This is a genomic window from Methylobacterium sp. GC_Met_2 (assembly GCF_026540795.1).
Lineage (GTDB): Bacteria > Pseudomonadota > Alphaproteobacteria > Rhizobiales > Beijerinckiaceae > Methylobacterium.
Genome location: NZ_JALNUM010000037.1, coordinates 12,035 through 37,344, shown reverse-complemented (window position 1 = coordinate 37,344; position 25,310 = coordinate 12,035). Strand labels below are relative to the sequence as shown.

Sequence of the window (25,310 nt, the reverse complement as noted above, 5' to 3'; positions counted from 1 at the left end):
TCAGGCCCCCGACCGCGGCCGAGCCGGCACACCGCGCAGGCGCCGCACCTGCCGCGCGATCCGCCGGCCCATCTTCTTCAACGGCAGCACGTAGAGCCCCGACAGGGACTGGTAATCTGCCACGTCCCGATCGACGAGGCCGAACTTGAAATCCTCATTGGGCTTCGGGATGCAGAGGGTTCCGAACACCCGGTCCCAGAACGAGAACAGCAGGCCGAAATTCTTGTCGTAATGTTCCGGCGCCGTGGAATGGTGGAGCTGGTGCCAGTGCGGGCATAGGATGATCGTGTTGAGCCGCCCGAACGAGATCTTGAAATGCGTGTGGCGCACGAAGTCCATCATCAGGATGTTGCGCATGATGTAGACGTTGATGCCGAACACGGTCAGCTCGACCGGGTTCAGCGCCAGCAGGCTCCAGATCCCGAAGCAGATGCCGGGGATCACGCCGTCCCAGGCGCGGTTCATCAGCTCATCCAGGGGATGGACCCGGTCCTTGGTGATCCCGACCATCACCTCGGCCGAGTGGTGGACCTTATGGAGCTCCCACAGGAACGGGTAGCGGTGCTGGGCCGTGTGGTAGAGGTAGTAGGACAGGTCGTAGGCCAGCAGCATCGTGGCGGTGAACACCACCACGGTGACCGGCCCGGGCTCGCCGAGGATCGGCTGATCGATCCCGAACACCGCGCCCAGCACCCGGTTGGTGGCGTAGCCGACCGCGACCACGAAGGTCACGCCTGCCGGGATCAGCAGGAACGGCATGATCGCCCTGCGGGTGATGTAGAACAGCAGGTCCGCCCGCGCGGAGGGGTTGGTCAACACCTCCCGCGGAAGCGTGAATTCGAAGAACTCGGCGAACGAGTATTTTTCGGCCGTGCGCAGGTAGGCGATCAGGGCGCAGATCAGCGCCGTCGCGAACAGCAAGCCGGCGGCGAGCAGGTTCTCGCCCGAGAGCTTCGCGGCGATTCGCTGGATAAAATCGGCGACCTCCATGTCTACGCGTTTCCTTCGGCCATTCGGCGCCGATCCACGCCCGCACCATTCAGATCCAACCGGACCAATGTTGGCCCCAATCGTTTGCTCCGCATACCATCCGTAAGCATCGGACTATTTTGCCCCGCCAATCGTCTGTCAAACATTGGTTTTGATTGCGGACCAGAACATCGGGCTCCATGCAACACACCGCGCGATCCGGTTTCCGCAGCGATTCGATTCGGCTTCCCGGCTCAGCCGATCGGAAGAACCGGGCGAGACCCGGCTCTCGATCGCCGCAGGGTCGCCCGCACCGCGGCGTCGATGCCCTCGGCCGCGGACGCTTCCGAGAACAGAGCCTCGTAGCGCGCCCGTGCCGCCTGGCCGAAGCCGCGCCACGTCGCCGGGTCGGCGATCATGCCGGCGAGCGCCCGCGAGATCGGTTCGGGGCCGCCGGGCGGGACGATCCACCCCGTCCGCCCGTGTTCGACGACCTCCGGCAGCCCGCCGATCGCCGTCACCAGCGGCGGGACGCCGTACGCCATGGCCTCGATCGCCACCCGGCCGAGGGATTCCGGGCGCTGCGACGGCATGGTCACCACGTCGGCCCAACGGTAGAGGGCGTCCGGATCGGCCACGAACGGTTCGCGGGTGACCTGATCCGACAGGCCGGCTGCCGCGATCTGCTCCATCAGGGCGCGTTCGCGCGCCGCGTCCTCGAACGCGCTGCCGACGATGCGCAGTTCGATCCGCCGCCGCAGCGCCTCGGGCAGCGCGGCCACGGCTTCGATCAGCACATCCTGTCCCTTGATCCGGCTGATGCGCCCCAGCATCAGCACCCGGAGCGGGCGGCGGCCGTCGTACCCGCCCCGGTTCATCGCGGCCGGCGCGGCGATGCCGTTGTAGACCACCCGGGCGCCGGTCCCCGCCGGCAGCGCGTAGGCCCGGGCGGTTGCGTGCGAGTTGAATACCACGTCGGCCCTGCTCCAGCGGATCAGCCCGCGCAGGACCTTCAACACGGCGCCTTCCGGGATCTCGTGGATGTGGACGATGCTCCGCCCAGGAAGAAGCCGCGCGGCGAGCAGGTAATCGGCCACCACGGTCGTGTTGATGTAGACGAGGTCGCTGCCGCGGATCCGCCGCAGCGCGCGCAGAACTGCGACCGGCAGAGCTATCGGGGCGACGATGCAGCGCCGCGCCAGATTCTTGCGCCGCAGGATCCACAACGGCGCGATCACGACGCGGCTGGCGAAGGGTTCCAGAGCCGGCACGATCGGCCCGTGGCGCGGCAGGATCACATCGATCCGGGCGGACGGATGGGCAGCACGGAGAGTGCGGACCGTCTCGATGAAGCAGCGGTCCGATCCATAGAGCTCGAAACCCTGATGCACGCAGGTGATCGTCAGCGCGGACGCGTCTTGCGCTCCGGCGGCCACCGGAACACCTCGCTCGTCAGCCAGTGCGGCGGCGACAGTGTGCAATATCGAATCCTCTACCGCTGGATTAACTGTCGGCAAATTGGAAAACCGATGGTTGATATTTCATTGGGTCGCTTGGCGGGCATGTCCTCTTATAATATAAACGCCGTAGTTGGAAGGAAGGACAATGCCGGACCGCATACCCGCAGTGCTAATTCTAGGAACGCGCGGGATCCCGGCTGCACATGGTGGGTTCGAAACTTTTGCCGAGCGGTTCGCCCGTTACCTCGCGGTTCGTGGCTGGTGCGTTGGCGTGTATTGCCAGCGGGAGGTCAAGCGGGTCGGCACGCGGATCTCGTCGCGGGTCTGGAACGGGATCGAGCTGATCACCGTGGAAGTAGGGCTGAAGGGCCCGGCCGCGACCCTGGCCTTCGACGCGTTCTGCGCCTGGGATGCGGCCCGGCGTGGCGGCGTCTGCCTCGTGCTCGGCTACAACGGCGCGGCCTTCCTGCCCTATCTGCGCGCCAGCGGCGGCCGGATCCTGACCAACATGGACGGGATCGAATGGCGCCGCCCGAAATGGTCGCGGCCCATCCGGGCGTACTTCTACGTCAGCGAGTGGATCGCCGCGTGGTCCTCGCACCGGCTCGTCGCGGACCATCCAGCCATCGCCGACCACTTGGCCACGCGGCGCCCGCGCCGGGCCATCACGACGATTCCCTACGGGGGCGACCCGCCGTCCGACGAGATTGCGCCACCGCCGCTTGGGTTGGAGGCCGGGCGCTACCTCGTCTCGATCGCCCGCATCGAACCCGATAACAACATCCTGACGATCGTCGAGGCGTTCTCGCGCCGGCCCCGGGGTGTCCGCCTCGTGGTTCTCGGGACCATGTGCGTGCACAACCGCTATCATCGCGCCGTCGAGGAAGCCGCCTCCCCGGAGGTTCTGTTTCCCGGCCCCATCTACGAGCCCGATCAGGTCCAGGCCCTGCGGATCCATGCGCTGGCCTATCTCCACGGCCACTCGGTGGGCGGCACCAACCCGTCACTGGTCGAGGCCCTGTGGGCGGGCAACGCGGTGATCGCCCACGCCAACCCGTTCAACCGGGGAACCGCCGGCGACGCGCAGTTCTACTTCAAAGACGTCGACTCCTGTGCCGTCGCGATCGAGCAGGTTCTCGACGAGGCGGAGGCGGTCGCGCATGCCCGCGCGGCGGCCCGGCGGCGTGCCGAGGACTTCCGGTGGGGCGACGTGCTGGCGGCCTATGAAGACGAGGTGCGGCGGGTCGGAGGTTATCCCCCGGCGGAGCGCGTCAAGGTGCCGTTCGCCGAGCCGATCGGCGCCACGGCCGGCGCGAGCGGGTGAGGGCCAGTCGCCGGAGGCTGCTCGCGGGCGGCCTCGCTGCATTGGGCGCACGGGCGGTGCCGGCCCGAAGCGCCGTCGCGCCGATTCCGCTGCGCCGGGGCATCTCGCTCTGGCCCTGGTTCTCGCTCACCACGGAATATCCGGCCCCGCGCATCGACTACGCTTGGCCGCCCTTCCAGGCGGATCGCCCTGTCCCGACCCGTGCCGACCTGATGCGACTCACCGCCGTCGGCTTCGATTTCGCGCGCCTGCCGCTCGATCCCGGCCCGTTCGTGGCCTTCACGGGAACCCGCCGGGCCGAACTCCTCGGCAACCTGTCAGCGGCAATCGATGCGGTGCTGGCGGCCGGCCTCCGCGTCGTGCTTAACGTTCAGGCGAATGCGGCGACCCATCATTACACGCCGGAGGCGTTCTACGGCACAGATCGGGCGCCGCTGTTTCCGGCCTACCGGGATCTCATCGCCGAACTGGCCCGCCTGTGTGCTCGCAAGGGAGTTGACCGGGTCGCGCTGGAGCCGGTCAACGAGCCGCCGCAGGCCTGCGGTGCCCTTTCGTGGAATCGGGTTCAGGAGAGGCTTCTGACCGCGGCCCGGACGGCGGCACCAGCGCTCACCCTGGTGGCGACGGGCTCATGCGGCAGCCTCGTCGCCGGCCTGACGGCCCTCGACCCGGCGCCGCTCGCGCGATTTGCGCCCCTGCTCTACACTTTCCACTTCTACGAGCCGTATCTGTTCTCGCATCAGGGGGCGACCTGGCTTATCGAAGAGCCGTTCTATCGCTGGCTCAACGCCGTGCCCTGGCCAGGGACGCGCGCGCGCATGCCAGAGACGCTGAAGGCGGTGTCGGCCCGCATGGAGGCCGACCGGTCGGTCGCGCAGGCCGAGAAGGCCCGCGACCGTGCGGAGATCGAGGCCAAGCTGCGCGAGTACGGCGATGCCGAGCCAGGACCGGCCTTCCTTACCGCCGCCATGGACCCGGTCGCGACCTGGGCCGACCTCTACGGGATCCCGCGCCGGAACGTGCTGATGGGCGAGTTCGGCGCCCTGCGCACCGACGCCCGCTACACCGCTGCGCGGCCCATCGACCGGGCCGCCTATCTCCGCGACGTGCGGCTGACGGCGGAGCGAGCGGGTTTCGGGTGGTCGTTCTGGAATCTGTTCGACGGGCTCGGCCTGATGGACAAAGCGCACGCAGTCGATCCTGCGCTGCTACCAGCTTTGGGCCTCAAGATTGAACCGTAAGACGCTTTCCGATGGGGGGCCGATAGCGCTCCGCCATCACGGGCGAAGCCCAGCGATGCAAAGTGGCGCTACATCGGGAAGCGTGGGATCGCCCCGGATGGCTTCGCTCCACACGCATCGACGCTCGGATATGATACGTCGTTCTCGCTGCTGCCCTGAGTGCCTAAGCCACCGCCCAGGGCAGCGTTTCATCGCCACGGAACACCACGACCGCCGTGTCCTCAACCGCGACCGCCTCCGCGACGCGGCTCTCCCGCCGTTCCAGCGTGACCGTTGCCGCGTTCGGCTCCAGCCCGTGAAACCGGGCGCCGTTGAGCGACGCGAAGCCCTCGAACCGGTCGAGCGCCCCTTCCTCGTCGAACACCTGCACGTAGGTCTGGAGCGCGGAAGGCCCACAGAATACCCCCGCGCAGCCGCAGGACGCCTCCTTGGCGCCGCGGACATGCGGGGCCGTGTCGGTGCCGAGATAGAAGCAGGCCTCGCCCGAGGTCGCGGCTTTGCGCAGGGCGAGCCGGTGCCGCTCGCGCTTGGCCACCGGCAGGCAGTACAGGTGCGGGCGCAGGCCACCTTGGAAGATGTGGGTCCGGTTGATCACGAGATGGTGCGGCGTGATCGTGGCCGCGCACCGGCTCGCGTGCTCCCGGACCACGTCGAGGATCTCCGCCGTGGTGGCATGCTCCACGGTGACCTTGAGGCCCTGATGACGGGCGAGGAGCGGAATCAGGCTGCCCTCCATGAAGGCGGCCTCGCGGTCGAAGATGTCGATCTCCGGGTCGGTCGCCTCGCCGTGGATCAGCAGCGGCATGCCGATCCGCTCCATGCGCTCCAGCACGGGCGCGATCCCGAGAAGGTCGGTGACGCCCGCGTGCGAATTCGTGGTCGCGCCCGCTGGATAGAGCTTGGCGGCGATCCAGACCTTGTCCTTGAAGCCGCGCTCGATCTCGTCCGGATCGGTGTCGTCCCGCAGGTAGCAGGTCATCAGCGGCGTGAAATCCATGTCGGCCGGCAGGGCCGCCAGGATCCGCTCGCGATAGGCCCGCGCGGCCGCGACCGTGGTCACCGGCGGCACGAGGTTCGGCATGATGATACCCCGGGCGAACTGCGCCGCCGTATAGGGCAGCACCGCCTTCAGCATCGCGCCGTCGCGCAGGTGGATGTGCCAGTCGTCCGGGCGGCGGATCGTGATCCGCTCGATGGTCTTCGTGTCCTGGCGCTCGGCGGGGAACAGGTCGGCGACGCTCATCGCGGACCTTTCAGGACTGACCGAAGGCGGAGATGCCGCCATGGGCGGCGGACCACGCGGCCGGCGCGTTGAGGAAGCTTTCGACCTCGTCCAGCGTCTTTGGGTCGAAGGTGCCCATCTCCTTGGCAACTGTCAGCACGTCCCGCCACGTGGTGAGATAATGAAGCTTGATGCCGATCTCCTGCATCAGCGCCGCACTGTCGGGAAAGATGTCGTAGTAGAACAGCACGAAGCAGTGATCGACCTGGGCGCCGGAATCGCGCAGGGCCTTGCAGAAATTGACCTTGCTGCGCCCGTCGGTGGCGAGGTCCTCAACCAGCAACGTGCGGGCGCCCTCGACGATCTCGCCCTCGATCTGCGCGTTGCGGCCAAAGCCCTTTGGCTTCTTGCGGATGTACTGCATCGGCAGCATCATCCGGTCCGCGATCCAGGCCGCGAAGGGGATACCGGCGGTCTCGCCGCCCGCGATGTGGGTGAGCCTCTCGTAGCCGATCTCGCGCACGATCGTGGCGGTGGCGAAGTCCATCAGCGTCGAGCGCAGGCGCGGAAACGAAATGATTTTTCGGCTGTCGGTGTAGACCGGGCTCGCCCAGCCGGAGGTGAACTTGAACGGCTCGTCCTTATAGAAGAGAACCGCGCCGATCTCGAGGAACATCTTGGCCGTCTCGCGGGCGATGACGTCCCGGTCGAGGGGCAGGAAGGGGCTGGTCATGCGGCGTGCGCGCTCCGCTTGGGTGCTCTCCGGGGCTTGAAGACCAGTCCGGTCGGAGAGAACGCGTTGAATTGGGCCTGACCGCCCTCCTCCGCCCTGTCTCGGCCAGCGTCAACCCTGCGCGGCGCGCTATCCGCGCTTCACGCAGTCCTGCCAGCGCGCAGATGCGCGATATGCCGGATGGCGAGCGCGTAGCCGTGCGTCCCGAACCCCGCCAGCACCGCCGTGGCGGCGAGCGAGATGTAGGAATGGTGGCGGAAAGTTTCGCGCCGGTGGACGTTCGAGATGTGGCACTCGATCACCGGCACCTCGCAGGTGTTGAGCGCGTCGAGGATCGCCACGGAAGTGTGGGTGTAGGCCCCGGCGTTGATCACGATGCCGGCCGATCCGACCCGGAATTCATGAATCGCGTCGATCAGCACGTGCTCGGCGTTGCTCTGGCGGAAATCGACCGTGAGCCCGAATCCGGCGGCGGTCTCGCGGCACAGGGCTTCGACATCGGCCAGCGTTTCGTGCCCGTAGATCTCCGGCTGGCGCTTGCCGAGCAGGTTCAGGTTCGGCCCGTTCAGGACCAGGATCGTGTCGTTCATCGTCTGCCTCGCCGCCTGAGAGGTGCGGCAAGCGTCGGCAAGACACAAGGGCAGGCTGTCATCCGACGCGAGATGTCCCGCAGACAGGCCCGGTGCGCCCGCCGGTCGGTTCAGATCCTCGCCCGGCGGCGCTATCCCGGACGGCGAGGGGACGGGACAGGGAGGACAGACGGATGGCAGCATTCCGGAGCGACGCGCCCGTTGTGATCGCAGTGGCGATCACAGGCTCGGTGCCGCGCAAGACCGACAATCCGGCCGTTCCGGTCACCGTGGCTGAGCAGATCGAGTCGACCCATCAGGCCTTCGAGGCCGGCGCCACCCTGTGTCACATCCATGTGCGCAACGATGACGAATCCCCCTCGTCCGATCCGGAAAAATTCGCCGCCGTGCAGGAGGGGCTGCGCAAGCACTGCCCGGGGATGATCGTGCAGTTCTCCACGGGCGGGCGCGGCCGCGATCCCGCCGCCCGCGGCCTGTCGCTCAAGCACCGGCCCGACATGGCCTCCCTGTCCACGGGCTCGGTCAATTTCCCGACGATCGTCTACGAGAATGCCGCGAGCCTCGTGACCGATCTCGCCGGCCAGATGAAGCAATACGGCGTGAGGCCCGAGATCGAGATCTTCGACCTCTCGCATCTGCATGGCGCCAAGCGGCTGGTGGAGGCGGGCCTGATCGACGCGCGCCCGCACGTGCAGTTCGTGATGGGCGTGCAGAACGCGATGCCGGCCGAGGAGCACCTGCTCGACATCCTGCTCGCCGAGACCCGCCGGATCCTCCCCGAGGCGACCTGGACGGCTGCCGGTATCGGCCGCAACCAGGCGGTGGTGATGGACTGGGCGCTCGCCCGCGGCGCCGACGCAGTGCGGACTGGCCTGGAGGACAACATCCGGGTGACGAAGGACCGGCTGGCGGCCAGCAACGCCGAGCTCGTCGGCCTCGCCGACGAAGCGGTGGCTCGCCATGGCCGCCGCGTGGCCACGTCCGCGGAGGCCCGCGCCGCGCTGGGTTTGGGCTGAACCACCTTCTCACGCGCGGGCCAGCGTGCTAACGGTCCGCCCGCGCGGGTGTAGCTCAATGGTAGAGCAGCAGCCTTCCAAGCTGAATACCCGGGTTCGATTCCCGGTACCCGCTCCACGCCGATCCCAACCCGAGAAGGACGCGCCACGCATCAGCTGCGGGTCCGTTGCCCCGGGCCTCCGCATCGACCGCTTGCGAGCGTAGACCGGCGTTTGTACCTGTCGGTCAGATAGCGATGCCGAACCCTTTCGCCCGGAAGCTGCAATGCTACGTCCCGCTCTCGGCGGCCGTCCGGATGGAGGTTGGCGGGTCCCCCGTTCCGGGCCGTCGCATCATCATGCGTTCCGGCCACATCCCCGACGGCGGCGACCCGCACGCCTGCTGGTAGGTCTGCTTGGTTCAACCGCCGCGGAGTGTCGGCATGACCGATCCAGCTGACTTGGAGGATCGGCTCGCTGCCCTGGAGGCCGACAATGCCCGCCTGCGTCGGCTATTGGACGTAGCGGGTGCGCCAGACGGGCTGCGTCACGGATTGCGCAACACCACGGCGATCATGCACCGTTCCGCCGAGAGCGCCGTCGATGTCGAGGTGGACGGCCTGCGCTTCGGCCTGCCTCTGCCGCTCGTGCCGACGGTCGGACGCGTGATCGCAGGCGCCGATGCCAAGGCATCGCGCAATCCCTGAATCACCGCCCATCTGAAAATCTCCCCGAACTCTCAGTTGCTCGATGCGCCGGCCCCGACAGGGGTCAGATCGCCCGGTGGGATCGAGACCCGCGACAGGTCGAGCGGTGGCGTCGGGCCGGCCGGGAAGGTCGCTTCCCAGCCACCGCCCAAGGCCTTCGACAGCGCCACGAAGTCGGTCGACGTCGCCGCCGTCGCCTGGACGAGGTTGGTTTCGGCCTGCAGCACGGTCTGCGAGGCCTGGAGGACGGTGGTGAAGATCTCGACACCCTGCGTGTAGCGAGCCCGGGACAAAGCCAGTGCCTGCCGCGCATCCGCCACTTGACGGGCCAGCCGCCCGCGGCGGCCCTCGTCACCCTTCAGGGCGGCCAGCGCGTTGACCACGTCGTGCCAGCCTTGGAGCACCGCCTTCTGGTAGGCGATCGCCGCCTCCTGTTGGCGGGCGCGCTGGAGCACGAGGTTCGATTTCAGCCGCCCGCCCTCGAACAGCGGGATGGAGAGCGACGGCCCGACATTCATGTATTGTAGGGACGAGCCCCGGAAGATCTTGCCCGGATCGACCGCGTTGACGACCGGGCTCGCCGAGAGCGTCACGCTCGGGAAGAACTGCGCCTCCGCGACGCCGATCTCGGCGACCGCCGCGTGCAGGTTGGCGTCGGCCCGGCGGATATCGGGGCGGCGCAGGACGAGCGTCGACGGAACACCCACGGGGATCCGGGGCGGCACCGGCGGGATCGCGCGGCCGGACACCAGCTCCTGCGACAAAGCGAGCGGCGGCTCGCCCAGCAGCAGCGAGAGGGCGTTGATCTGCTGGATCTCCTGCTGCTGGAGCTGGGGCAGCTGCGCCTTGATCGCCTCGACCTGCTGGGCGGCGTTCGCGGTGTCGAGGCCAGTGACCAGACCCCGCTGCTGGCGGATCCGCACCACGTCGAGGATCTGCTCGTTGACCTTGATGTTGGCGAGGTCGATCCGGATCTGCTCCTGGGTCCCGCGCAGCTGCACGTAATCGCGCGCCAGCTCGGCCTGGCTGGAGACCAGGGCGTCGCGCCGCTGCTCCGCGGAGGCATCCGCCTGGGCCTGGGCGGATTCCACGGAGCGGCGGACCTTGCCCCACAGGTCGAGTTCCCAGGAGGCGTCGAAGCCGAGCGTGTAGCTCTCGAAGCCGTTGGTCAGCGGCGCCGTGGGGTCGGTGCCCCCCGTGACCCCGCCAAGGGAGCCCGACAGAAGGCCGATCGTGCCGTTCTTGCTGAATTGCTGCCGGTAGGCGCTGCCCTGGCCGTTCAGGGTCGGAAGCCCGGCCGCCGCCGCGGTGCCGAGCTGGGCCCGGCTCTGGAACAGCCGCGCCGTGGCGGTCTGCACGTCGAGGTTCTGCGCGGCGACGCGCTCTTCCAGCGCCGCCAGCACCGGATCTCGGAAGGCGAGCCACCACGCCACCGCCGGCTCCTCCGCGCTGGTGCGGGCGAGCAGCGGCAGTGGGGTCCGGGTCGGCAGGCCGGTATCGAGGTAGTCGCTCGCTTCCGTCAGCGGCGCGGCCGGCGGCAGAAAGTTCGGGCCGATCGTGCAGGCCGCCAATCCGGAAAGCGCGAGGGCCGCGCCGCCGCGCAACCACGGGGTGATGATGCGGGAGGCCATGTCAGTGTTCGCCCCCACCGCCCTGTGCGGTCTTGCCCGAGATCAGGAAGCAGAGCGGCACGACCATCAGCGCGACGATGGCCGTGTATTGGAAAACGTTGCTGTAAGCCAAGACCTGCGCCTGCTTCATGTAGGTCTGGTAGGTGTGCGCCACCGCCTGCTGATGCACCACGGACGCCGCGCGGCCGAGCGAGCGGAGGGTGTGCTCGCTCTCCTGGATCAGCGTGTTGTAGCCGGAGCGCAGCGGCGTCATGAATCCGGCCAGGTGCGCCTGGTCGGCCTGCGTGCGCTCGGTGATGGCCGCAGTCGAGAGCGAGATCCCGAGCGAGCCGAACACGTTGCGGAACATCGAGAACAGCGCCGCGCCGTCGCTGCGGTACTTCTGGGGCAAGGTCAGGTAGGCGATGGTCGAGATCGGCACGAACAGGAAGCCGAGCGCCGCCGTCTGGAGGGAGCGCATCAGCACCAGGGTCTTGAAGTCGATGTCGGGGGCGAGCCGGCTCGAATAGAACAGGGCCGCGCCCATCAGGGTGAAGCCGAACATGACGATGAAGCGCGTCTGCACGACCTTCATGATCTGGCCGACGATCGGGATCAGGACGATCACCACGAGCCCGCCCGGCGACAGGATCAGGCCGGATTTCAGCGCGGTGTAGCCGAGTACGGTCTGTGCGAATTGCGGGATCACCACCGCGCTGGCGTAGAGCGCGAAGCCCATGGCGCCGATGAGCACGCAGCCCATGGCGAAGTTCTTGTCCTTGAACACGTCGAGGTCGATGATCGGCTTCTTCGCGGTCAGCAGCCAGCAGATCGCGCCGAACACGCCGAGCACGCCGAGGGTCGCCATAATCCGGATGAACGGCGAGCCGAGCCAGCCGTCATCCTCGCCGCGGTCGAACACGATCTGCAGGCAGCCGATGCCGATCACGATCAGCGACAGGCCGATATAGTCGATGCCGCGCTTGGTCTTGCGCTTCTCCTGCTCGGAGGGCGGGTCCTGCACCAAGAAGCCGTTGGCGATCACCGCCAGGATTCCGACGGGCACGTTGACGAAGAAGATCCAGCGCCAGTCGAGATGCTCGATCAGGTAGCCGCCCAGCGTCGGCCCGAGCACCGGGGCCACCACGGTCGCCACCGCGGTCACCCCGAAGGCCGCACCGCGCTTGGCCGGCGGGAACGTGTCGAGGATGATCGCCTGCTGGCTCGGCTGCAGGCCGCCGCCGAAGAAGCCCTGCATCAGGCGGAACACGATGATCTGCCCGAGGCTCTGCGAGATGCCGCACAGGAACGACGACACCGTGAACATCGCGATGCAGATCAGGAAGTAGCGCTTGCGCCCGATCGTGTCGGACAGCCAGCCCGCGATGGTGAGCACGATGCCGTTGGCGACGAGGTAGGCGGTGAGCGTGTAGGTCGCCTCGTCGCCGGAGGCGGCGAGCGAGCCGGCGATGTAGGGCAACGCCACGTTGACGATCGTGGTGTCGAGGATCTCCATGAAGGCGGCGAGCGTCACCGTGATGGCGATCAGCCAGGGATTGTAGGCGGGCTTCCAGCCCTGGTTCGGATCGGCGCTCATTTCAGCAGCACCGTCGGCTCGACGCTGATGCCAAGCGGCAGAAGCTCGTCCTTCCGCAGCCCGGAATCGATCGCGATCTTCACGGGCACCCGCTGGACGATCTTGATGAAGTTGCCGGTGGCGTTCTCGGCCGGGAAGGCGGAGAATTTGGAGCCCGAGCCGCGCTGGATCGACTCGACGTGGCCGTGCAGGTCCAGGTTCGGATAGGCGTCGACCGTGATGGTGACCTGCTGGCCGGGGTGCATTCCGTCGAGCTCGGTCTCCTTGTAGTTGGCCGTGACCCACACGTCGGTGGTGACCAGCGACATCACCTGCTGGCCGGCGGAAAGGTAGTCGCCGGCATTGACGTTGCGCTTCGTCACCCAGCCGTCCTGGGGTGCGCGCACCACGCTCCATTCGACGTTGAGGATGGCTTGATCGAGCTGGCCCTTCGCCTGCTCGGCCTGCCCCTGGAGCTGATCGACCTGCTGCTGGGACTGGCCGATATTCTGCTGGACCGGCATCGCCTGGGTGACCCGCGCCTCGGCCTGCTCGACCTGCGCCTTCGCCTGCTGATAGTTCGCGGCCGTGGTGTCCACGTCCTGCTGGGTGGTGGCGAGCCTCGGCAGGCTCTTCTGCCGGTCGTAATTCGCCTGCTGCAGGGCAAGGTTGGCCCTGGCCGAGGCGAGGTTCGCCTGCGCGAGCGCCAACGCGGCCGGGAAGTTCTTCCTGGCGATCTCGACACCGAGCTTCTGGTTGGCGATCTGCGCCGCATTCGCGTCGAGCTGACCCTGGGCCTGCTCCTGCCGGTAGACGTATTGGCGGGAGTCGATGTGGAACAGCGGGTCGCTCTTGTGGACGAACTGATTGTCGGTAACCTCGAGGGACACGACCTGCCCAGCCACCTGGGGTGCGATGCTGACGATGTTGCCGTCGGTATAGGCGTCGTCGGTCGACGCCTTTCCGCGTGTCGTCAGCCAGAAATACAGGCCGCCACCGATCATCAGCAGAAGGACGAGGCCGGCGATTCCGAATACGATCGGCCGGCGGTTGCGGCGGCGTTCGACGTCCCGATCTTTGCCGGAACCCGGATTCCTGCCGGTATCCTGGTCCTTGTCTTGACCCTCACCGTCGCCGTTCCGGCTGTCCGATCCCCGGGCCGGGCGGGGCTCATCGTCCGTTTGCCGACTTTTGTCCTGGCGACCCGTCTGACGCCCGCGTTCGGGCCTGTCGTCGGCCGCGTCCCGGGTTCCACTGGAGCGGCGCCGATCGGCGGACGCGTCGTCTACGGGTTGATCGCCGCCCCGCTGTCCGAACGCGGAGGCGCGCGCCGCGCGCCGGCCCTGATCGTCGGCGTCGGATCCGAGTTCGATGTAGTCGCGGCGCTCGTGCGGGCGGGCGTAGGGGCAACGGCCGCTTTCCGCATCATCGTCGGTCATCACGTGAATTCGCACACCCTACCGGGAGCGCGGTCGATGGGAACACTCGATCGCGCGGTTCGCTTGCCGTAAGGACAGTTGACGTAACCGAACCCGGCGGTTCGGATGTGCAGGGGCGAACGGAGCGATGTCAAGCGCCGCAGAGGTCGACTCGAGGGCGACGCGCGGTCCGATTCCGCGTGGGGCGCGGCGCCGGGCGCAGATCGCCCAGGCCGCCGAGCAGGTATTCCTCCAGCACGGCTTCGCTGAGACGACGATGCAGATGGTCGCCGGGGTGGCCGGGTCTTCCAAAGAGACGCTCTATCGGCACTTTGGCAGCAAGGAAGAGCTGTTCATCGAAGTGGTGACCAGTCGCAATAATGAGGTCCGGCAGGTACTCGACGCAAGTTTGGAGGGCGATGGACCCATGCCGATCGTCTTGCGGTCGGTGGGCACTGCACTGCTCGAATGCATGTGCAGCCCGACCGTGGCTGCCCTGGCTCGCATGATCGTGAACGAGACTCACAGGCATCCGGCCCTCGGCGAGGCGTTCTACGCGATGGCTCCCGGCCGGACCCTGCAGAAGCTTACCCTCTATCTCGCGGAGGCCCGGACGCGCGGCGCCTTCACGGGCGACGATCCGGCCCGGGCGGCGGAGATCTTCACCGGCAGCATCGTTGGCAAGTTCCTGCCGGTGATGCTGTTCACGCCGAACAGCTTCGCCATCGACCCGCCGCAGATTGCAGCCCACGTCACCGAGGTGGTCCGGGTGTTCACGGCAAGCTACGCCGCCTGATCCGACGACGGCCGGGCGCGACGATCATGACACTGCGGGAGCGGATTCAGGAGGCCCTCCGCAGGGTGATCCGCGTCAGCTCGGACGGGCGCCCGAGGCGGAGGGCGAAGCCGGGCCAGAGACCGGTGCCGTTGCTGACGTAGAGCAGCATGGTCCCGACCCGGTACGCGCCCGAGACGAACCCTGCATTGCCCCGCGCCACCAGCCGGTCCAGGCCACGGATCATGCCGCCATGGGTATGACCGGAGAGCTGCAACGCCACGCCGCGCGCCGCGCTCCGCGCGGCGTTCGCCGGCTGGTGGTCCAGCAGTACGATCGGCGCACCTGCAGGTACACCCGCGAGGGCGGCGTCGAGGTCCGGACCCGGGTGACCGGTTGCGCGCGCCGAGCGATCGGTGACGCCGGCCAACACCAGCGCGCCGCCGTCGCGCTGCAGGACCGTGTGGGCATTGGAGAGGATGCGGATTCCCAGCCCTGCCAGATGGCGCATCCAGCCGTCGAAATCGAAGAAGTATTCGTGGTTGCCCGGCACGGCCCAGACGCCATCTCGCGCCCGCAGGCCGCGCAACGGCTCGACGTCGGTCTGGCGGGCTTCCAGTGAACCGTCGATGAAGTCGCCCGTCACGACGATCAGGTCGACCTTGAGGTCGTTGGCGCGCGCGACCACGGCCCGTGCCCAGGCGGCCGGGAACAGGCGGCTGATATGCAGGTCCGTCAGGTGCAGGATCGTGTAGCCGTCGAAGCCGGGGGGCAGGCCCGGGATCGTCACGGGGACATCCTTCAACGGCGGCACGCGCACGGCCTGCCGCACAGCGACCGCCGCGAGGAGCACGGCCGTGAAGCCGACAGAAAGGCGCCACGCGGTCGGGATCGCCCAGCCGCCGCCGGGCAGGGCCAGGGACGCCAGGGCGACGAGATCGAGGGCGAGCTGCAGGGGCGCCGCCAACGCGATCGCGCCGAACACCCCGTTGAACAGGATCACCACCGGGCGCGGGAATTCCGGCGCGAAGACCGATCCGGAGGAGAGGCGGCTCCACAGGTGGTACTGGGAGGCGACCAGCAGGATCGCGGCGAGGCCGAGCCTGAGCGCGAGCGGCCACGGCAGGGGCCACACCACCCGCGCGATGACGTAGACGGCGGGCAGGCTGGGGATCAGGCGGATCATGGCCGGCTACATGGACCAGGCGGCAACCGGAAGGCAAAGCTTGCGACCCGGTTGTGCGCGGCGCCCCCTCTCCGCCGGCGCAGCCGACGCGATGCACGCCCAGTATCGGATCAGGCGCGAGCCAGGGCCGCCGCGAACTCCGCCTCCGGCAGATGCGCGCCGCCCGTGGTCCAGACCACGTGGGTGGCGGAGGCCACATCGGGCGCATCGGCGAGGAACCGGCTGAGCGCGGCGAAGCCGGAGGCCGCCGAGGGTTCGAGGCGCATCCCCGCGCCCGCCCACAGCACCTTCAGCCAGCGGAACAGATCCGCGTCCGGGACCGTCACCACCGCGTCGATCAGCCCGCCGACGGTGCGAGCGACCAGCAAGGAGGCGCTCGCCACCGCCAGCCCATCGGCCGCCGTCCGATTGTCGAGCCCGGCCTCGTAGACGCTGACGGACCGGTCGAGCCCGGAGGCGAGCTGCACGAGCATGCAGGGCGCGGCCACCGGTTCCACGAAGACCGGCCGCACGGCATCGCCGAACAGCAGCGTCAGCCCGAAGGTCACCCCCCCCGGCGCGCCGCCGACGCCGCAGGGGAGGTAGACGTAGAGCGGATGCGCGGCGTCGACGGCGATCCCGGCCTCGGCGAGCTGGCGCTGCAGATCGAGCGCCGCCGCCGCATAGCCGAGGAACAGGTCGACCGAATCCTCGTCGTCGACGAAATGGGCATCGGCGCGGTCCTGAAAGGCCTCCCGCGCGGCGGCCACCGCCAACCCGTAATCCCCCGGATGCTCGACCACGCGCGCGCCGAGCTCGCGCAGGCGCTGCTTCTTCCAGGCCTTGGCGTCGTGGGACATGTGCACCTCGACCGCGAAGCCGAGGGCGCGGCCCATCACGCCGACGCTGAAGCCGAGATTGCCGGTGCTGCCGACCGCGACCGTGTGGCGGGCGAACAGATCGCGGAAGGCGTCGGACGCGAACGCCGCGTAGGACAGGCCGGGCCGCAGGAGCCCGGCCGCCTCCGCCAGCGTCTCCGCATAGGCCAGGACCTCGTAGACGCCGCCCCGGGCCTTGATGCAGCCGGTGACCGGCAGATCATGGTCGGCCTTGACCCAGACGGCGCCCGGGGCGTCGCCCAGCAGGGTCCGGCCGAGGTCGGGCGCGACGGGCAGCAATGGCGAGTCGATCCGCCCGTCCTCGGTGCCGTCGAACAGCTGCGCCAGGAGCGGGGCGAAGCGGCGCCAGCGCGCCTCCGCCCGGCGCATGTCGGCCTCGGAGAACGCCGACGCGGCCAGCACCGAGACGGCGTCCCGACGCTGTGGATTGCGCCAGACGGTCGGCTCGGCCCGTCGCACGGGCGCCGGAATGATCGGCTCACCGGAGGTTCTGCGCGGCATAGCGTTGACGGTCATGACATCGTCCTCTCGCGTGTCGGGCCCGGGGCTCAGCGGCCGCCCCGATGCACGACGAGCGGGCCGAAGGCTTGGCAGACCGGCATGAGCTCGATGACGTTGATGTTCACCCGGGCCGGCCGGGAGGCGGCCCAGAACACCGTGTCGGCAACGTCGTCGGGCGTCAGCGCATCGGCGCCGTCGTAGACGCTTGCGGCACGGGTATCGTCGCCGCGGAACCGAACGTTGGAGAACTCGGTGCCGCCGACGAGGCCCGGATCGATCTCGGTGACGCGCACCCGCGTGCCGACGAGATCGGCGCGCAGGTTGAGCGAGAACTGCCGGACGAACGCCTTGGTGGCCCCGTAGACGTTCCCGCCGGGATAGGGATAGCTCGCCGCCGTCGATCCGATGTTGACGACGTGGCCGGTGTCGCGGGCGACCATCCCGGGCAGCACCGCGCGGGTCACGTACATCAGGCCCTTGACGTTGGTGTCGACCATCGCCTCCCAGCCATCGAGATCGGCCGCCTGCGCGGGTTCGAGCCCGACGGCGAGGCCGGCATTGTTCACGAGCACGGCGATGTCGGCGAAGGCCGCGGGCAAGCCGGCGACCGCATCCTCGACCGCCCGCCTGTCCCGGACGTCGAGTTCGAGGGCGTGGACCGCGTGGTCGCCGAGTTCGTCGACCAAGGCCCGAAGTCGGTCGCGGCGGCGTCCGGCCGCGACGATCGTCTGTCCGGCCTGCGCGAAGCGCCGCGCGATCGCGAGGCCGAAGCCCGAGGTCGCGCCGGTGACGAGAATGCTCATGTCGATCTCCTGCCCGTGCTGGGCATGTCAGGCTGCGTCGTCCTTGACGTAGGACGCAAGCCCGTTGCCGAAGGACCACTCGTCGCGCGCATTCGGCGAGAGGACGATCAGCACGTCCTCCGGGCGCAGGCCGGGATCCGCCACGAGGTTGTCAGTGATCGCCCGGTAGAGCGCCTTCTTCTGCGCCGTGTCCCGCCAGTTCCCGGCGATGATGTTGATGATCACCAGATCGTCGGTGCGGTGGATGCCGAGATAGCCGGAATCGTAGATCAGCTCGTCCCGTGCGTGCTGGTGGACGAGCTGGAAGCGGTCGTCGGCCGGCGCACCGAAGGCCGCCATCAGGCCGCGATGGACGCCATCTGAGACCGCACGAATATGCTCTGGCGATTGGCCCTTGATCAGCGAGATCCGAACGAGGGGCATGGACGAGGTCTCCTCTCTTGCAAACGGCGGCACGCCGCTCCGGCTTGACGAATTTGGTCTACGCCGCGATCATCATTGCGAAAATTCGAAATTTTCTAACCGATACATCATCCAGATCGAACGATGGCGACCCGCACCAACCTCGACATGGACGTGCTCCGGACCTTCGTGACCGGGTTCGAGCTCGGGAGCTTCGCCCGCGCGGCCGAACGCCTGGGCCGATCGCAATCGGCGGTCAGCACGCAGCTTCGGAAACTGGAGGAGCAGGTCGGCCAGCCGCTGGTGAAGAAGGCCGGCCGCGGCCTCGCCCTTACGGCCGCCGGGGAGAGTATGCTCGGCTACGCGAAGCGGCTGCTGGACCTCAACGACGAGGCGGTCGACCGGCTGCGCGGTACGGAGCTGGAGGGCTGGGCGCGGCTCGGCCTCGCGCAGGATTTCGCCGAGGGCTGGCTCCCGGCGGTGCTCAAGCGGTTTGCCCGGGCCTATCCGCGGGTGCGCATCGAGGTTCAGGTCGGCCTCGGCGCGCAGCTTGTCGAGGCGACCCTGAAAGGTGACCTCGACATCGCGCTGGTCTGGGGTGACGGCGGCGATGCCCCCCACGCCCGGAGGGTCGCAGCGCTGCCGATTCACTGGATCGGGCAGCCCGATTGGCCGGGCCTTGCGAGCCTCGGCCGGGAGCCGATCCCATTCGCGGCCTTCGCGCCGCCATGCACGTTCCGGTCCGCGGCCGTGGCGGCCCTGGATGGGGGCGGTCTGCCCTGGCGTCTGGTGTTCACGAGCCCGAGCCTCTCGGGTCTCTGGGCGGCGGCCGAGGGTGGGCTCGGCATCACGGCGCGCACCACCGTGAGCCTGCCGAAGACGCTGCGCGTGCTCGATCCGGCCGCGACCGGATTGCCGGCCCTCCCGGATGCAGCGCTGAGCCTTCATCAGGCGGAAGCCGAACCGTCGCCGGCCGTCGCGCGGCTCACGGATATCCTGCTCGAGACGATCCGAGAGCCTGTCGCGTGACGCGCGAAGGCTCACCGCTCCGAGCATGTCACGCAACCGATCCTTCGTTTTAATCGAAGAACGAATCCTGAATTTTCAATTTTACCGAACTTTCGAGCGTCTGTACGACCGCCTCATGGATCGCCGGTGGGGCATCCGCGAAAGGGAGAAGAGGCAACGATGCCCTTCATCAACATCAAGGTGGCAGGCGCGCCGCTCCCGCAGAGTCAAGTCCAAAGGCTCCAGGCGGGCATCACCGGTCTGATGGCCGAGATCCTCCACAAGGTCGGCCCCCTGGTCGGCGTCTTGGTCGAACAGGGTCCATTATCGGGGTGGAGTGTGGGCGGCGAACCGGTGACCTGTGCCGCGCAGGTGGATGCCATCATCAGTGCAGAGACAAACACATCCGAGGAGAAAGCGCGGTTCATTGCCGAGACGAGCCGCCTCCTGAAGGATGTTCTCGGCTCCGGCCTTGCCGAAGCTTCCTATGTCGTGATCCACGACGTGCCGAAAGACTCTTGGGGCTATAACGGCCTGACCCAGGCTCACCGAGCGCAGCACCGCTGAGCCCGCCCGCGGAGACGTCGGCCTCCACCGCGCGTGCAACCGCTCGACCCGTCGCTCGTTGGCGGATTCAGGGGCGGATCATCCCGATCGAGGCAGGTCGGTGTCGAAACTGAAGAAGCATACGGCGCACCTGATCGCCGTCCATCAGAAACGCGAGGCCGTCCGGGTCTACGCGGTTCTGGCTCACTCGGCATCGGCGGCTTTGGCGCAGGTCACCGAGATGGCGACGGACGACATGCAGGTGGAACTGACGGGCTCCCTGGATCGCGACCTCGCCCGGCGCCTTGCTCTCAAACCCGGCGAGATGCGTCTGGTCTGAAGGGCGGATGCCCTCGACCGATTGACCCAGGGCCACCCTCACCTCACGGCAGCACGAGGCCGGAGGCGGCATAGATCAGCGCCGCCACCAGACCGGCGGCCGGCATCGTGACCACCCAGGCGACGACGATCCCCTGCGCCACGTTCCAGCGGACGGCGGAGACGCGGCGGGCCGCGCCGACACCGATGATCGCCCCCGTGATCGTGTGCGTCGTGGAGACCGGGATCCCGAAGGCCGTGGCGGCGAACAGGGTCAGCGCCCCGCCGGTCTCGGCGCAGAAGCCCTGTGCGGGCGTCAGGCGCGTGATCTTCGATCCCATCGTGTGCACGATGCGCCAGCCGCCGAACAGGGTGCCGAGCGCCATCGCGGTCTGGCACGACAGCACCACCCAGAGCGGCACGTGGAACTCGCCGCTGCCCGCCCCGTGGGCGTAGAGGAGCACGGCGATGATGCCCATCGTCTTCTGCGCGTCGTTGCCGCCGTGGCCGAGCGAGTAGAGCGAGGCCGAAACGAATTGCAGGCTGCGGAACATGCGATCGACGGCGACCGGCGTGGAGCGGACGAAGATCCACGAGACCGCCAGCACGAGGATCAGGGCGAGCACGAAGCCCAGCGCCGGCGAGAGCACGATGGCGGCGCTGGTAGCGATGACGCCCGGCCAGACGATCGCTCCGAGACCGGCCTTCGCGATGCCGGCGCCTAGAAGGCCCCCGATGAGCGCGTGCGAGCTGGAGGACGGAATGCCGGCGTACCACGTGACCAGATTCCAGACGATCGCGCCGCCGAGCGCGCCGAGGATCACCCGATCGTTCACGACCGTGACGTCGATGATCCCCGAGCCGACCGTGCCGGCAACGTGCAGACCGAACACGAGGAACGCCACGAAGTTGAAGAACGCGGCCCAGAACACGGCGTAGCGCGGCGCCAGCACCCGGGTCGAGACGATGGTGGCAATCGAGTTCGCGGCATCGTGCAGGCCGTTCAGGAAATCGAACACCAGGGCGATGGCGATGAGGGCGATCAGGAGGGTCACGCGGGCGATCCCTCGGCTCAGACGTGCTCGACCACGATACTGCTGACTTGGTTCGCCACGTCCTCGAACCGATCCATGACCTTCTCCAAGTGATCGTAGAGCCCGGAGCCGACCAGGAACGCCATTGGATCCTGGCGGGAGGCCCTGAACAGCATCTTCACCCCTTCGTTGTGCAGATCGTCGGCCTGCCCCTCCAATTGGATCACCCGCTCGGTCAGCGCATTCAGGGCGGCGGCGTTCTCGCCGAGCGACCGCAGCTTCGGGAGCGCCTCTGCGACCACGGCGGCGGCCTCCTGGATCACCGCCCCCATCTGGCGCATCGACGGCTCGAAGGTCGTCACCTCGAACAGCTGGACCGCTTTGGCGGTTTTGAGCATCTGGTCGATGGCGTCATCGAGCGAGCCGACCAGCGCCTGGATGTCGCCGCGGTCGAACGGCGTGATGAAGGTCCGGCGAACCGCCAACAAGGCGTCGCGGGTGATCGCGTCGGCCTTATCCTCGTGCTCGGCGATGGCGCGGCACGCGACCGGGATATCCTGGGTGCCGTCGAGCAGCGCCCGCAGGGCCGCCGCGCCGTCCACGAGGGTGGCGGCGTGCTGTTCGAACAGGTCGAAGAACCGGTCCTCCTTCGGCATCAGCGCACGGAACCAAGACAGCATGGTGCGTCCCTGTGTGGGGGGCGGACGGTCCTATGCACGCAGCCGGTCCTGGCGACGCGCCGTAACCGTCAGAAGCGTTGCGACATCCTGCCATCAACCTAAGACTGGATCTTCAGCCGGCTAGGGTTGGTCATCCGCAACGGTCGGCCGATCCGACGGTGTTCGGCCCACACAGCACGTCGCCCGTTTTTAGGAAGCCGACTCGTGTCAGGCCTCCGGCGTAACTTTGTCTGATACCTGGCTGAGCCTTCATCCTGCGCGGGCTTGCTGGCTTCGGCGCATCGCGAGGGCAGCAGGCCACGGGCATGATCCTGACACCGGCAATGCTGACCGCCCTGCTCACGCGGGACGACGTCGATCTCTGCTACATCCAGCAGGCGCTCGCGACGGTCTGCGCGCAGAGAGGGGACGAGGCGGATACCTTCCTCGACAAGATCCTGACGACGGTGCCGAAGAAGCGCGCCGCGATCGTGCGCACGCTGGCCGCCCAGGTCGACGGCGAACGGCTCGCGAACCCGCGGCCCACCGACGGACGCAGGACCTCGAACGGGCAGGTTCACAGCAGGGGAGTCACGCCCGAAGCGCCCGGCACCCGCGGGCAGGTCGCGGCCAAGAGGGCTGAGGCGAGCTTCAACCCTTACTCGTTGTGGCTACGATATTCAGACACGTGCGCCGACATGCTCTCCTCCCTTTTGGGGAAGAGATCGAGGTGGGGGTGGTGCAGGAGGCACCATCACGCTCGATCCTTCACCACCCCCACCCCTACCCCTACCCAAAAGCAGGAGGGGAAACGCGCTCGTTCCTCAAACCTTTGGCATCCGCCGGAGAAGTATGAATCCGCTTGCGCACCGCGTCGCGCCGAAGCCCAATCGTCCCAAGCAGATGTGCACCATGCCGAACGTTTGACGCCTCTTGAATAACACCGGCGCTTTTCCACCAACTCTTTAAAAAGCCGTCGGCAATTTGGTCGGCCACGGAACAAAACGACCGATCGTTTCTTGAGGGGCAGCTCGCAGGCTTCGCGCCGCATCGTTGGCGCAGACCGGCTCCCCCCATGAAAGCATCGACCACCGCCCTGGACGTCATCGAGCGGCTGCCCGCACGCTCGCGGACCGTCGATCGGATGGTCGTGAGCTGCGCGGTGATCCTGGCGCTGCTCGGCATTGCGGTCGGCGCCTTCACTTATCAGCAGCGCGGCAGCGAGGCCGTCCGGCACGCCATGGTGGTGGACGGCCTGCTCGGCCGTGTGCTGTTGGCGGTCCAAGACGCGGAGACCGGGCAGCGCGGCTACCTGTTGACGGGGGACGACACGTTCCTCCGGCCGTTCCGGGACGGACGCGCGCAGGTCAGCCGCGAGATCGCTCGACTGCACGACCACCTCCGGAACGACGACAGCCAGCGCGCCGAACTCGATGCCCTGATCCCGCTGCTCCGGGACAAGCTGAACGAACTCGGCACCACCATCGAGCTGCGCCGCAGCGGCGAGATCGACGCGAGTCAGGAGCAGGTGCGGCAGGGGCACGGACGACAGGTGATGGACGAGATCCGGGCGATCATCGGCCGGATGGAGGACCACGAAGCCGCACTGATGGAGCAGCGTCAGGCCGCGAATTCCCGGGCCGCTCTGCTGATCTGGGGCCTGCTCGCCGCCGTGGTGATTGCGCTCGTTCTGTTCGCCATGTCGGCCACGCGCGAGGCGGCGCGCCGCCGGAGCCTGTCGCGCTTCCTGCCGCAGGAGCTGGTCGCGCGGCTCGCCGACGATGACGGCAGCCTTAAAGCCGGCCGGCGCCAGCAGGCGGTGATCGCCTTCATCGACATGCGCGGCTCCACCACCATCGCCGAACATCTCGACCCGCAGGAACTGTCGGCCTTCCTATCCGCCTTCCGCCGACGGGTGATGCGCATTTCCCGCCTGTACGGCGGTGTCGTCGACAAGTTCATCGGCGACGGCGCCCTCGTGGTGTTCGGCCTGCCCGAGCCGACGGCTGACGACGCGGCGCGCGCCGTGGCCTTCGCCAGCGATCTCGTCGAGGTCATCGCCCGCTGGAACGACAAGGGCGACCACGATGCCACGGTGCGCATCGGCATCGGCCTGCACTGCGGCGAGGTGTTCAGCGGGATCATCGGTGAGGACGCCCGCTACGAATTCACGGTGCTCGGCGACACGGTCAACGTGGCGGCGCGGCTGGAGCAAGCGACGAAGACCCACGGGGTCTCGGTGCTGGCCTCGGAGGCCGTCCGCCGTGCGGCGGGCACGACCACGACGGCGTGGCGGGAGATCAGCCGGGAACCACTCCGCGGCCGGCGGGAGCCGATGGCCTACTACACCTTTGCGCCAACGGCTCCGCCTACCCTACCGCCGGGACGCGAGGCATTAGGTGATCCGGCCGCGCCGATGCCGGCCGCCCCGTGATGCCGCACCGCTCGTCGTCGGCCGGGCCGACACCTATCTGGGACAGCCGGCATGGACCGTCTCGGCGTCGTCTGTCGGACGGAAGCGGGTTCGGGACGACAGCATCGGAGGACGTCATGGTCGATACGGACAGGATCACGGGTGCCGCGCGGGAGATCGGCGGCAAGGTCCAGAGCGCGGTCGGTGACCTCGCCGGCTCGGACCGCGACTCGATCGAAGGCCGCCTCCACGAGGTGCGGGGCGCGGCCGAGAACTTCTACGGCCAGACCAAGGATGCAGTCCGGCATGCGGCCGACGCGGTGTCGCATCAGGCCGAGGAGGTCTACGATCACGGTCGCGAATACGCCTGGGAGGGCCACCAGAAGTCGGTCGAATGGCCCCACGCCTCGCTTGTCGTGGCCGGGCTCGTCGGGCTGGGCCTCGGCCTGCTGATCAGCAAGCTCTGATCCGCGCCGCCGGGCGCCTAATGCCAGCTTCTGCGGGCGGCGCGATCCGGGCCGCTCGACAGAATCAGCCTCCGGGGAGCCGCCATGAAAGTCTCAGCCGACCTGTGCATCGTGCCGATGGGCGTCGGCCCGTCTGTTTCGCCCTACGTCCGCGAGGTCAAAGCGATCGTCGAGGCGAGCGGTCTGACCGCCACGATGCATCCTAACGGCACCAATATCGAGGGTGAGCTGTCGGAGATCTGCGCGCTGGCCGAGCGGTGCGAGGCGAAGCTTGCCGAGATGGGCGTTCAGCGGACCTTCTTCACGCTGATCTTCTCGACACGGCGGGACAAGGACCAGTCCATGGCCGACAAGCTCGCGGCCGTGACCTGACCGCGGCAGAAGCGGAGGCAGCCGCAGTGACGCGCCTGTGATCCGACGTGGCCCTCGCGCGTTCCCTTAGTCCGGTCGCTGACGTGCCGGGTGGGAGGACGGC

27 protein-coding genes and 1 tRNA gene are annotated in these 25,310 nt (G+C 68.2%); 14 read left to right on the top strand and 14 right to left on the bottom strand.

All coding sequences use genetic code 11. The annotated features are described in order from the left end of the window. Nucleotides 1-990 carry a sterol desaturase family protein gene (locus OXS49_RS14700; protein ID WP_267425186.1) on the bottom strand — a complete coding sequence of 330 codons (990 nt, stop codon included), beginning with the start codon at nucleotides 988-990 and terminating at the stop codon, nucleotides 1-3. A 233-nt stretch (nucleotides 991-1,223) separates the two neighbouring features. Beyond that, nucleotides 1,224-2,450 (bottom strand): glycosyltransferase family 4 protein, encoded by a 1,227-nt coding sequence (locus tag OXS49_RS14695; protein ID WP_267425184.1) that lies wholly within the window; start codon nucleotides 2,448-2,450, stop codon nucleotides 1,224-1,226. Between the two features lie 124 nt (nucleotides 2,451-2,574). On the opposite strand from OXS49_RS14695, the gene OXS49_RS14690 reads away from it, so the two are divergent. After that, nucleotides 2,575-3,753: a DUF1972 domain-containing protein gene (locus OXS49_RS14690; protein ID WP_267425182.1), complete on the top strand. Its 1,179-nt coding sequence runs from the start codon at nucleotides 2,575-2,577 to the stop codon at nucleotides 3,751-3,753. After that, on the top strand, nucleotides 3,750-4,994 hold the full coding sequence (locus tag OXS49_RS14685; RefSeq protein WP_267425181.1) for a cellulase family glycosylhydrolase: 1,245 nt from the start codon (nucleotides 3,750-3,752) through the stop codon (nucleotides 4,992-4,994). The genes OXS49_RS14690 and OXS49_RS14685 overlap by 4 nt, the downstream gene beginning before the upstream one ends. Before the next feature lie 163 nt (nucleotides 4,995-5,157). Here OXS49_RS14685 and pyrC read toward each other — a convergent pair whose 3' ends face one another. The 3 genes from pyrC to aroQ form a co-directional block, all read right to left on the bottom strand. Continuing rightward, nucleotides 5,158-6,237, bottom strand: coding sequence for a dihydroorotase (gene pyrC / locus OXS49_RS14680; protein ID WP_267425180.1), 1,080 nt, complete (start codon nucleotides 6,235-6,237; stop codon nucleotides 5,158-5,160). 10 nt (nucleotides 6,238-6,247) lie between these two features. After that, nucleotides 6,248-6,949: an orotate phosphoribosyltransferase gene (locus OXS49_RS14675; protein ID WP_243998103.1), complete on the bottom strand. Its 702-nt coding sequence runs from the start codon at nucleotides 6,947-6,949 to the stop codon at nucleotides 6,248-6,250. 140 nt (nucleotides 6,950-7,089) lie between these two features. Beyond that, complete coding sequence (gene aroQ / locus OXS49_RS14670) at nucleotides 7,090-7,539, bottom strand: type II 3-dehydroquinate dehydratase (protein ID WP_243998105.1); 450 nt, start codon at nucleotides 7,537-7,539, stop codon at nucleotides 7,090-7,092. 173 nt (nucleotides 7,540-7,712) lie between these two features. Between aroQ and OXS49_RS14665 the strand changes: the two genes are divergently transcribed. From OXS49_RS14665 to OXS49_RS14655, 3 genes are all read left to right on the top strand, one after another. Continuing rightward, nucleotides 7,713-8,555: a 3-keto-5-aminohexanoate cleavage protein gene (locus OXS49_RS14665; RefSeq protein WP_243998107.1), complete on the top strand. Its 843-nt coding sequence runs from the start codon at nucleotides 7,713-7,715 to the stop codon at nucleotides 8,553-8,555. A gap of 44 nt (nucleotides 8,556-8,599) precedes the next feature. Continuing rightward, nucleotides 8,600-8,673 (top strand) — tRNA-Gly (locus tag OXS49_RS14660). Between the two features lie 304 nt (nucleotides 8,674-8,977). Next, entirely contained in the window at nucleotides 8,978-9,241 is a 264-nt protein-coding gene (locus OXS49_RS14655; protein WP_346016947.1) for a hypothetical protein, read from the top strand. 32 nt (nucleotides 9,242-9,273) lie between these two features. On the opposite strand, the gene OXS49_RS14650 is transcribed toward OXS49_RS14655, so the two are convergent. Genes OXS49_RS14650 through OXS49_RS14640 form a run of 3 tightly spaced genes read right to left on the bottom strand, consistent with a single transcriptional unit; the run spans nucleotide 9,274 to nucleotide 13,317 of the window. Next, nucleotides 9,274-10,872: an efflux transporter outer membrane subunit gene (locus OXS49_RS14650; RefSeq protein WP_267425179.1), complete on the bottom strand. Its 1,599-nt coding sequence runs from the start codon at nucleotides 10,870-10,872 to the stop codon at nucleotides 9,274-9,276. Nucleotide 10,873: 1 nt separating this feature from the next. Beyond that, the gene (locus OXS49_RS14645; RefSeq protein WP_267425178.1) at nucleotides 10,874-12,448 is read right to left on the bottom strand and encodes a DHA2 family efflux MFS transporter permease subunit; all 1,575 of its coding nucleotides are present in this window, start codon (nucleotides 12,446-12,448) and stop codon (nucleotides 10,874-10,876) included. Further along, nucleotides 12,445-13,317, bottom strand: coding sequence for an HlyD family secretion protein (locus OXS49_RS14640; protein WP_267425177.1), 873 nt, complete (start codon nucleotides 13,315-13,317; stop codon nucleotides 12,445-12,447). Before OXS49_RS14640 ends, OXS49_RS14645 begins: the two co-directional genes overlap by 4 nt. Between OXS49_RS14640 and OXS49_RS33640 the strand changes: the two genes are divergently transcribed. Further along, a complete protein-coding gene (locus OXS49_RS33640; protein WP_267425176.1) occupies nucleotides 13,282-13,938 on the top strand; it encodes a hypothetical protein in 657 nt (218 codons plus the stop codon). The two genes, OXS49_RS14640 and OXS49_RS33640, sit on opposite strands and share 36 nt — an antisense overlap. 55 nt (nucleotides 13,939-13,993) lie before the next feature. Further along, on the top strand, nucleotides 13,994-14,641 hold the full coding sequence (locus tag OXS49_RS14630; RefSeq protein ID WP_243998116.1) for a TetR/AcrR family transcriptional regulator: 648 nt from the start codon (nucleotides 13,994-13,996) through the stop codon (nucleotides 14,639-14,641). 46 nt (nucleotides 14,642-14,687) lie between these two features. Here OXS49_RS14630 and OXS49_RS14625 read toward each other — a convergent pair whose 3' ends face one another. The 4 genes from OXS49_RS14625 to OXS49_RS14610 all read right to left on the bottom strand — a co-directional run bounded on the left by OXS49_RS14625 (nucleotide 14,688) and on the right by OXS49_RS14610 (nucleotide 18,411). Continuing rightward, nucleotides 14,688-15,806, bottom strand: coding sequence for a metallophosphoesterase (locus OXS49_RS14625; RefSeq protein WP_267425175.1), 1,119 nt, complete (start codon nucleotides 15,804-15,806; stop codon nucleotides 14,688-14,690). A 110-nt stretch (nucleotides 15,807-15,916) separates the two neighbouring features. Beyond that, on the bottom strand, nucleotides 15,917-17,200 hold the full coding sequence (locus tag OXS49_RS14620; RefSeq protein ID WP_267425174.1) for a D-serine ammonia-lyase: 1,284 nt from the start codon (nucleotides 17,198-17,200) through the stop codon (nucleotides 15,917-15,919). 32 nt (nucleotides 17,201-17,232) lie between these two features. After that, the gene (locus OXS49_RS14615; RefSeq protein WP_267425171.1) at nucleotides 17,233-17,988 is read right to left on the bottom strand and encodes an SDR family NAD(P)-dependent oxidoreductase; all 756 of its coding nucleotides are present in this window, start codon (nucleotides 17,986-17,988) and stop codon (nucleotides 17,233-17,235) included. A 27-nt stretch (nucleotides 17,989-18,015) separates the two neighbouring features. Beyond that, a complete protein-coding gene (locus tag OXS49_RS14610) occupies nucleotides 18,016-18,411 on the bottom strand; it encodes a tautomerase family protein (RefSeq protein WP_243998124.1) in 396 nt (131 codons plus the stop codon). Between the two features lie 123 nt (nucleotides 18,412-18,534). On the opposite strand from OXS49_RS14610, the gene OXS49_RS14605 reads away from it, so the two are divergent. From OXS49_RS14605 to OXS49_RS14595, 3 genes are all read left to right on the top strand, one after another. Then, a complete protein-coding gene (locus OXS49_RS14605; RefSeq protein WP_267425166.1) occupies nucleotides 18,535-19,419 on the top strand; it encodes a LysR substrate-binding domain-containing protein in 885 nt (294 codons plus the stop codon). Nucleotides 19,420-19,578: 159 nt separating this feature from the next. Continuing rightward, complete coding sequence (locus OXS49_RS14600) at nucleotides 19,579-19,965, top strand: tautomerase family protein (RefSeq protein WP_267425165.1); 387 nt, start codon at nucleotides 19,579-19,581, stop codon at nucleotides 19,963-19,965. Between the two features lie 100 nt (nucleotides 19,966-20,065). Continuing rightward, the gene (locus OXS49_RS14595) at nucleotides 20,066-20,284 is read left to right on the top strand and encodes a hypothetical protein (protein ID WP_267425163.1); all 219 of its coding nucleotides are present in this window, start codon (nucleotides 20,066-20,068) and stop codon (nucleotides 20,282-20,284) included. 43 nt (nucleotides 20,285-20,327) lie between these two features. Here OXS49_RS14595 and OXS49_RS14590 read toward each other — a convergent pair whose 3' ends face one another. Then, nucleotides 20,328-21,317, bottom strand: coding sequence for an inorganic phosphate transporter (locus OXS49_RS14590; protein ID WP_243998132.1), 990 nt, complete (start codon nucleotides 21,315-21,317; stop codon nucleotides 20,328-20,330). Nucleotides 21,318-21,334: 17 nt separating this feature from the next. Next, complete coding sequence (locus tag OXS49_RS14585; RefSeq protein WP_243998134.1) at nucleotides 21,335-21,976, bottom strand: DUF47 family protein; 642 nt, start codon at nucleotides 21,974-21,976, stop codon at nucleotides 21,335-21,337. Nucleotides 21,977-22,281: 305 nt separating this feature from the next. Here OXS49_RS14585 and OXS49_RS14580 point away from each other — a divergent pair, with 305 nt between their 5' ends. From OXS49_RS14580 to OXS49_RS14565, 4 genes are all read left to right on the top strand, one after another. Then, nucleotides 22,282-22,896 (top strand): hypothetical protein, encoded by a 615-nt coding sequence (locus tag OXS49_RS14580; RefSeq protein ID WP_267425160.1) that lies wholly within the window; start codon nucleotides 22,282-22,284, stop codon nucleotides 22,894-22,896. Between the two features lie 134 nt (nucleotides 22,897-23,030). Then, on the top strand, nucleotides 23,031-24,389 hold the full coding sequence (locus tag OXS49_RS14575) for a CHASE3 domain-containing protein (protein ID WP_267425159.1): 1,359 nt from the start codon (nucleotides 23,031-23,033) through the stop codon (nucleotides 24,387-24,389). Nucleotides 24,390-24,505: 116 nt separating this feature from the next. Further along, nucleotides 24,506-24,835 carry a CsbD family protein gene (locus tag OXS49_RS14570; RefSeq protein ID WP_243998140.1) on the top strand — a complete coding sequence of 110 codons (330 nt, stop codon included), beginning with the start codon at nucleotides 24,506-24,508 and terminating at the stop codon, nucleotides 24,833-24,835. Nucleotides 24,836-24,919: 84 nt separating this feature from the next. Continuing rightward, nucleotides 24,920-25,207: an MTH1187 family thiamine-binding protein gene (locus tag OXS49_RS14565; RefSeq protein WP_243916216.1), complete on the top strand. Its 288-nt coding sequence runs from the start codon at nucleotides 24,920-24,922 to the stop codon at nucleotides 25,205-25,207. Nucleotides 25,208-25,310: the final 103 nt, after the last annotated feature.

Coding starts and splice junctions, on each gene's coding strand:
- OXS49_RS14700 (WP_267425186.1), bottom strand. CDS start 990: ATGGAGGTCGCCGATTTTATCCAGCGAATCGCCGCGAAGCTCTCGGGC.
- OXS49_RS14690 (WP_267425182.1), top strand. CDS start 2,575: ATGCCGGACCGCATACCCGCAGTGCTAATTCTAGGAACGCGCGGGATC.
- pyrC (WP_267425180.1), bottom strand. CDS start 6,237: ATGAGCGTCGCCGACCTGTTCCCCGCCGAGCGCCAGGACACGAAGACC.
- OXS49_RS14675 (WP_243998103.1), bottom strand. CDS start 6,949: ATGACCAGCCCCTTCCTGCCCCTCGACCGGGACGTCATCGCCCGCGAG.
- aroQ (WP_243998105.1), bottom strand. CDS start 7,539: ATGAACGACACGATCCTGGTCCTGAACGGGCCGAACCTGAACCTGCTC.
- OXS49_RS14665 (WP_243998107.1), top strand. CDS start 7,713: ATGGCAGCATTCCGGAGCGACGCGCCCGTTGTGATCGCAGTGGCGATC.
- OXS49_RS14655 (WP_346016947.1), top strand. CDS start 8,978: ATGACCGATCCAGCTGACTTGGAGGATCGGCTCGCTGCCCTGGAGGCC.
- OXS49_RS14650 (WP_267425179.1), bottom strand. CDS start 10,872: ATGGCCTCCCGCATCATCACCCCGTGGTTGCGCGGCGGCGCGGCCCTC.
- OXS49_RS14645 (WP_267425178.1), bottom strand. CDS start 12,448: ATGAGCGCCGATCCGAACCAGGGCTGGAAGCCCGCCTACAATCCCTGG.
- OXS49_RS14630 (WP_243998116.1), top strand. CDS start 13,994: ATGTCAAGCGCCGCAGAGGTCGACTCGAGGGCGACGCGCGGTCCGATT.
- OXS49_RS14625 (WP_267425175.1), bottom strand. CDS start 15,806: ATGATCCGCCTGATCCCCAGCCTGCCCGCCGTCTACGTCATCGCGCGG.
- OXS49_RS14620 (WP_267425174.1), bottom strand. CDS start 17,200: ATGACCGTCAACGCTATGCCGCGCAGAACCTCCGGTGAGCCGATCATT.
- OXS49_RS14615 (WP_267425171.1), bottom strand. CDS start 17,988: ATGAGCATTCTCGTCACCGGCGCGACCTCGGGCTTCGGCCTCGCGATC.
- OXS49_RS14610 (WP_243998124.1), bottom strand. CDS start 18,411: ATGCCCCTCGTTCGGATCTCGCTGATCAAGGGCCAATCGCCAGAGCAT.
- OXS49_RS14605 (WP_267425166.1), top strand. CDS start 18,535: ATGGCGACCCGCACCAACCTCGACATGGACGTGCTCCGGACCTTCGTG.
- OXS49_RS14600 (WP_267425165.1), top strand. CDS start 19,579: ATGCCCTTCATCAACATCAAGGTGGCAGGCGCGCCGCTCCCGCAGAGT.
- OXS49_RS14585 (WP_243998134.1), bottom strand. CDS start 21,976: ATGCTGTCTTGGTTCCGTGCGCTGATGCCGAAGGAGGACCGGTTCTTC.
- OXS49_RS14580 (WP_267425160.1), top strand. CDS start 22,282: ATGATCCTGACACCGGCAATGCTGACCGCCCTGCTCACGCGGGACGAC.
- OXS49_RS14575 (WP_267425159.1), top strand. CDS start 23,031: ATGAAAGCATCGACCACCGCCCTGGACGTCATCGAGCGGCTGCCCGCA.
- OXS49_RS14570 (WP_243998140.1), top strand. CDS start 24,506: ATGGTCGATACGGACAGGATCACGGGTGCCGCGCGGGAGATCGGCGGC.
- OXS49_RS14565 (WP_243916216.1), top strand. CDS start 24,920: ATGAAAGTCTCAGCCGACCTGTGCATCGTGCCGATGGGCGTCGGCCCG.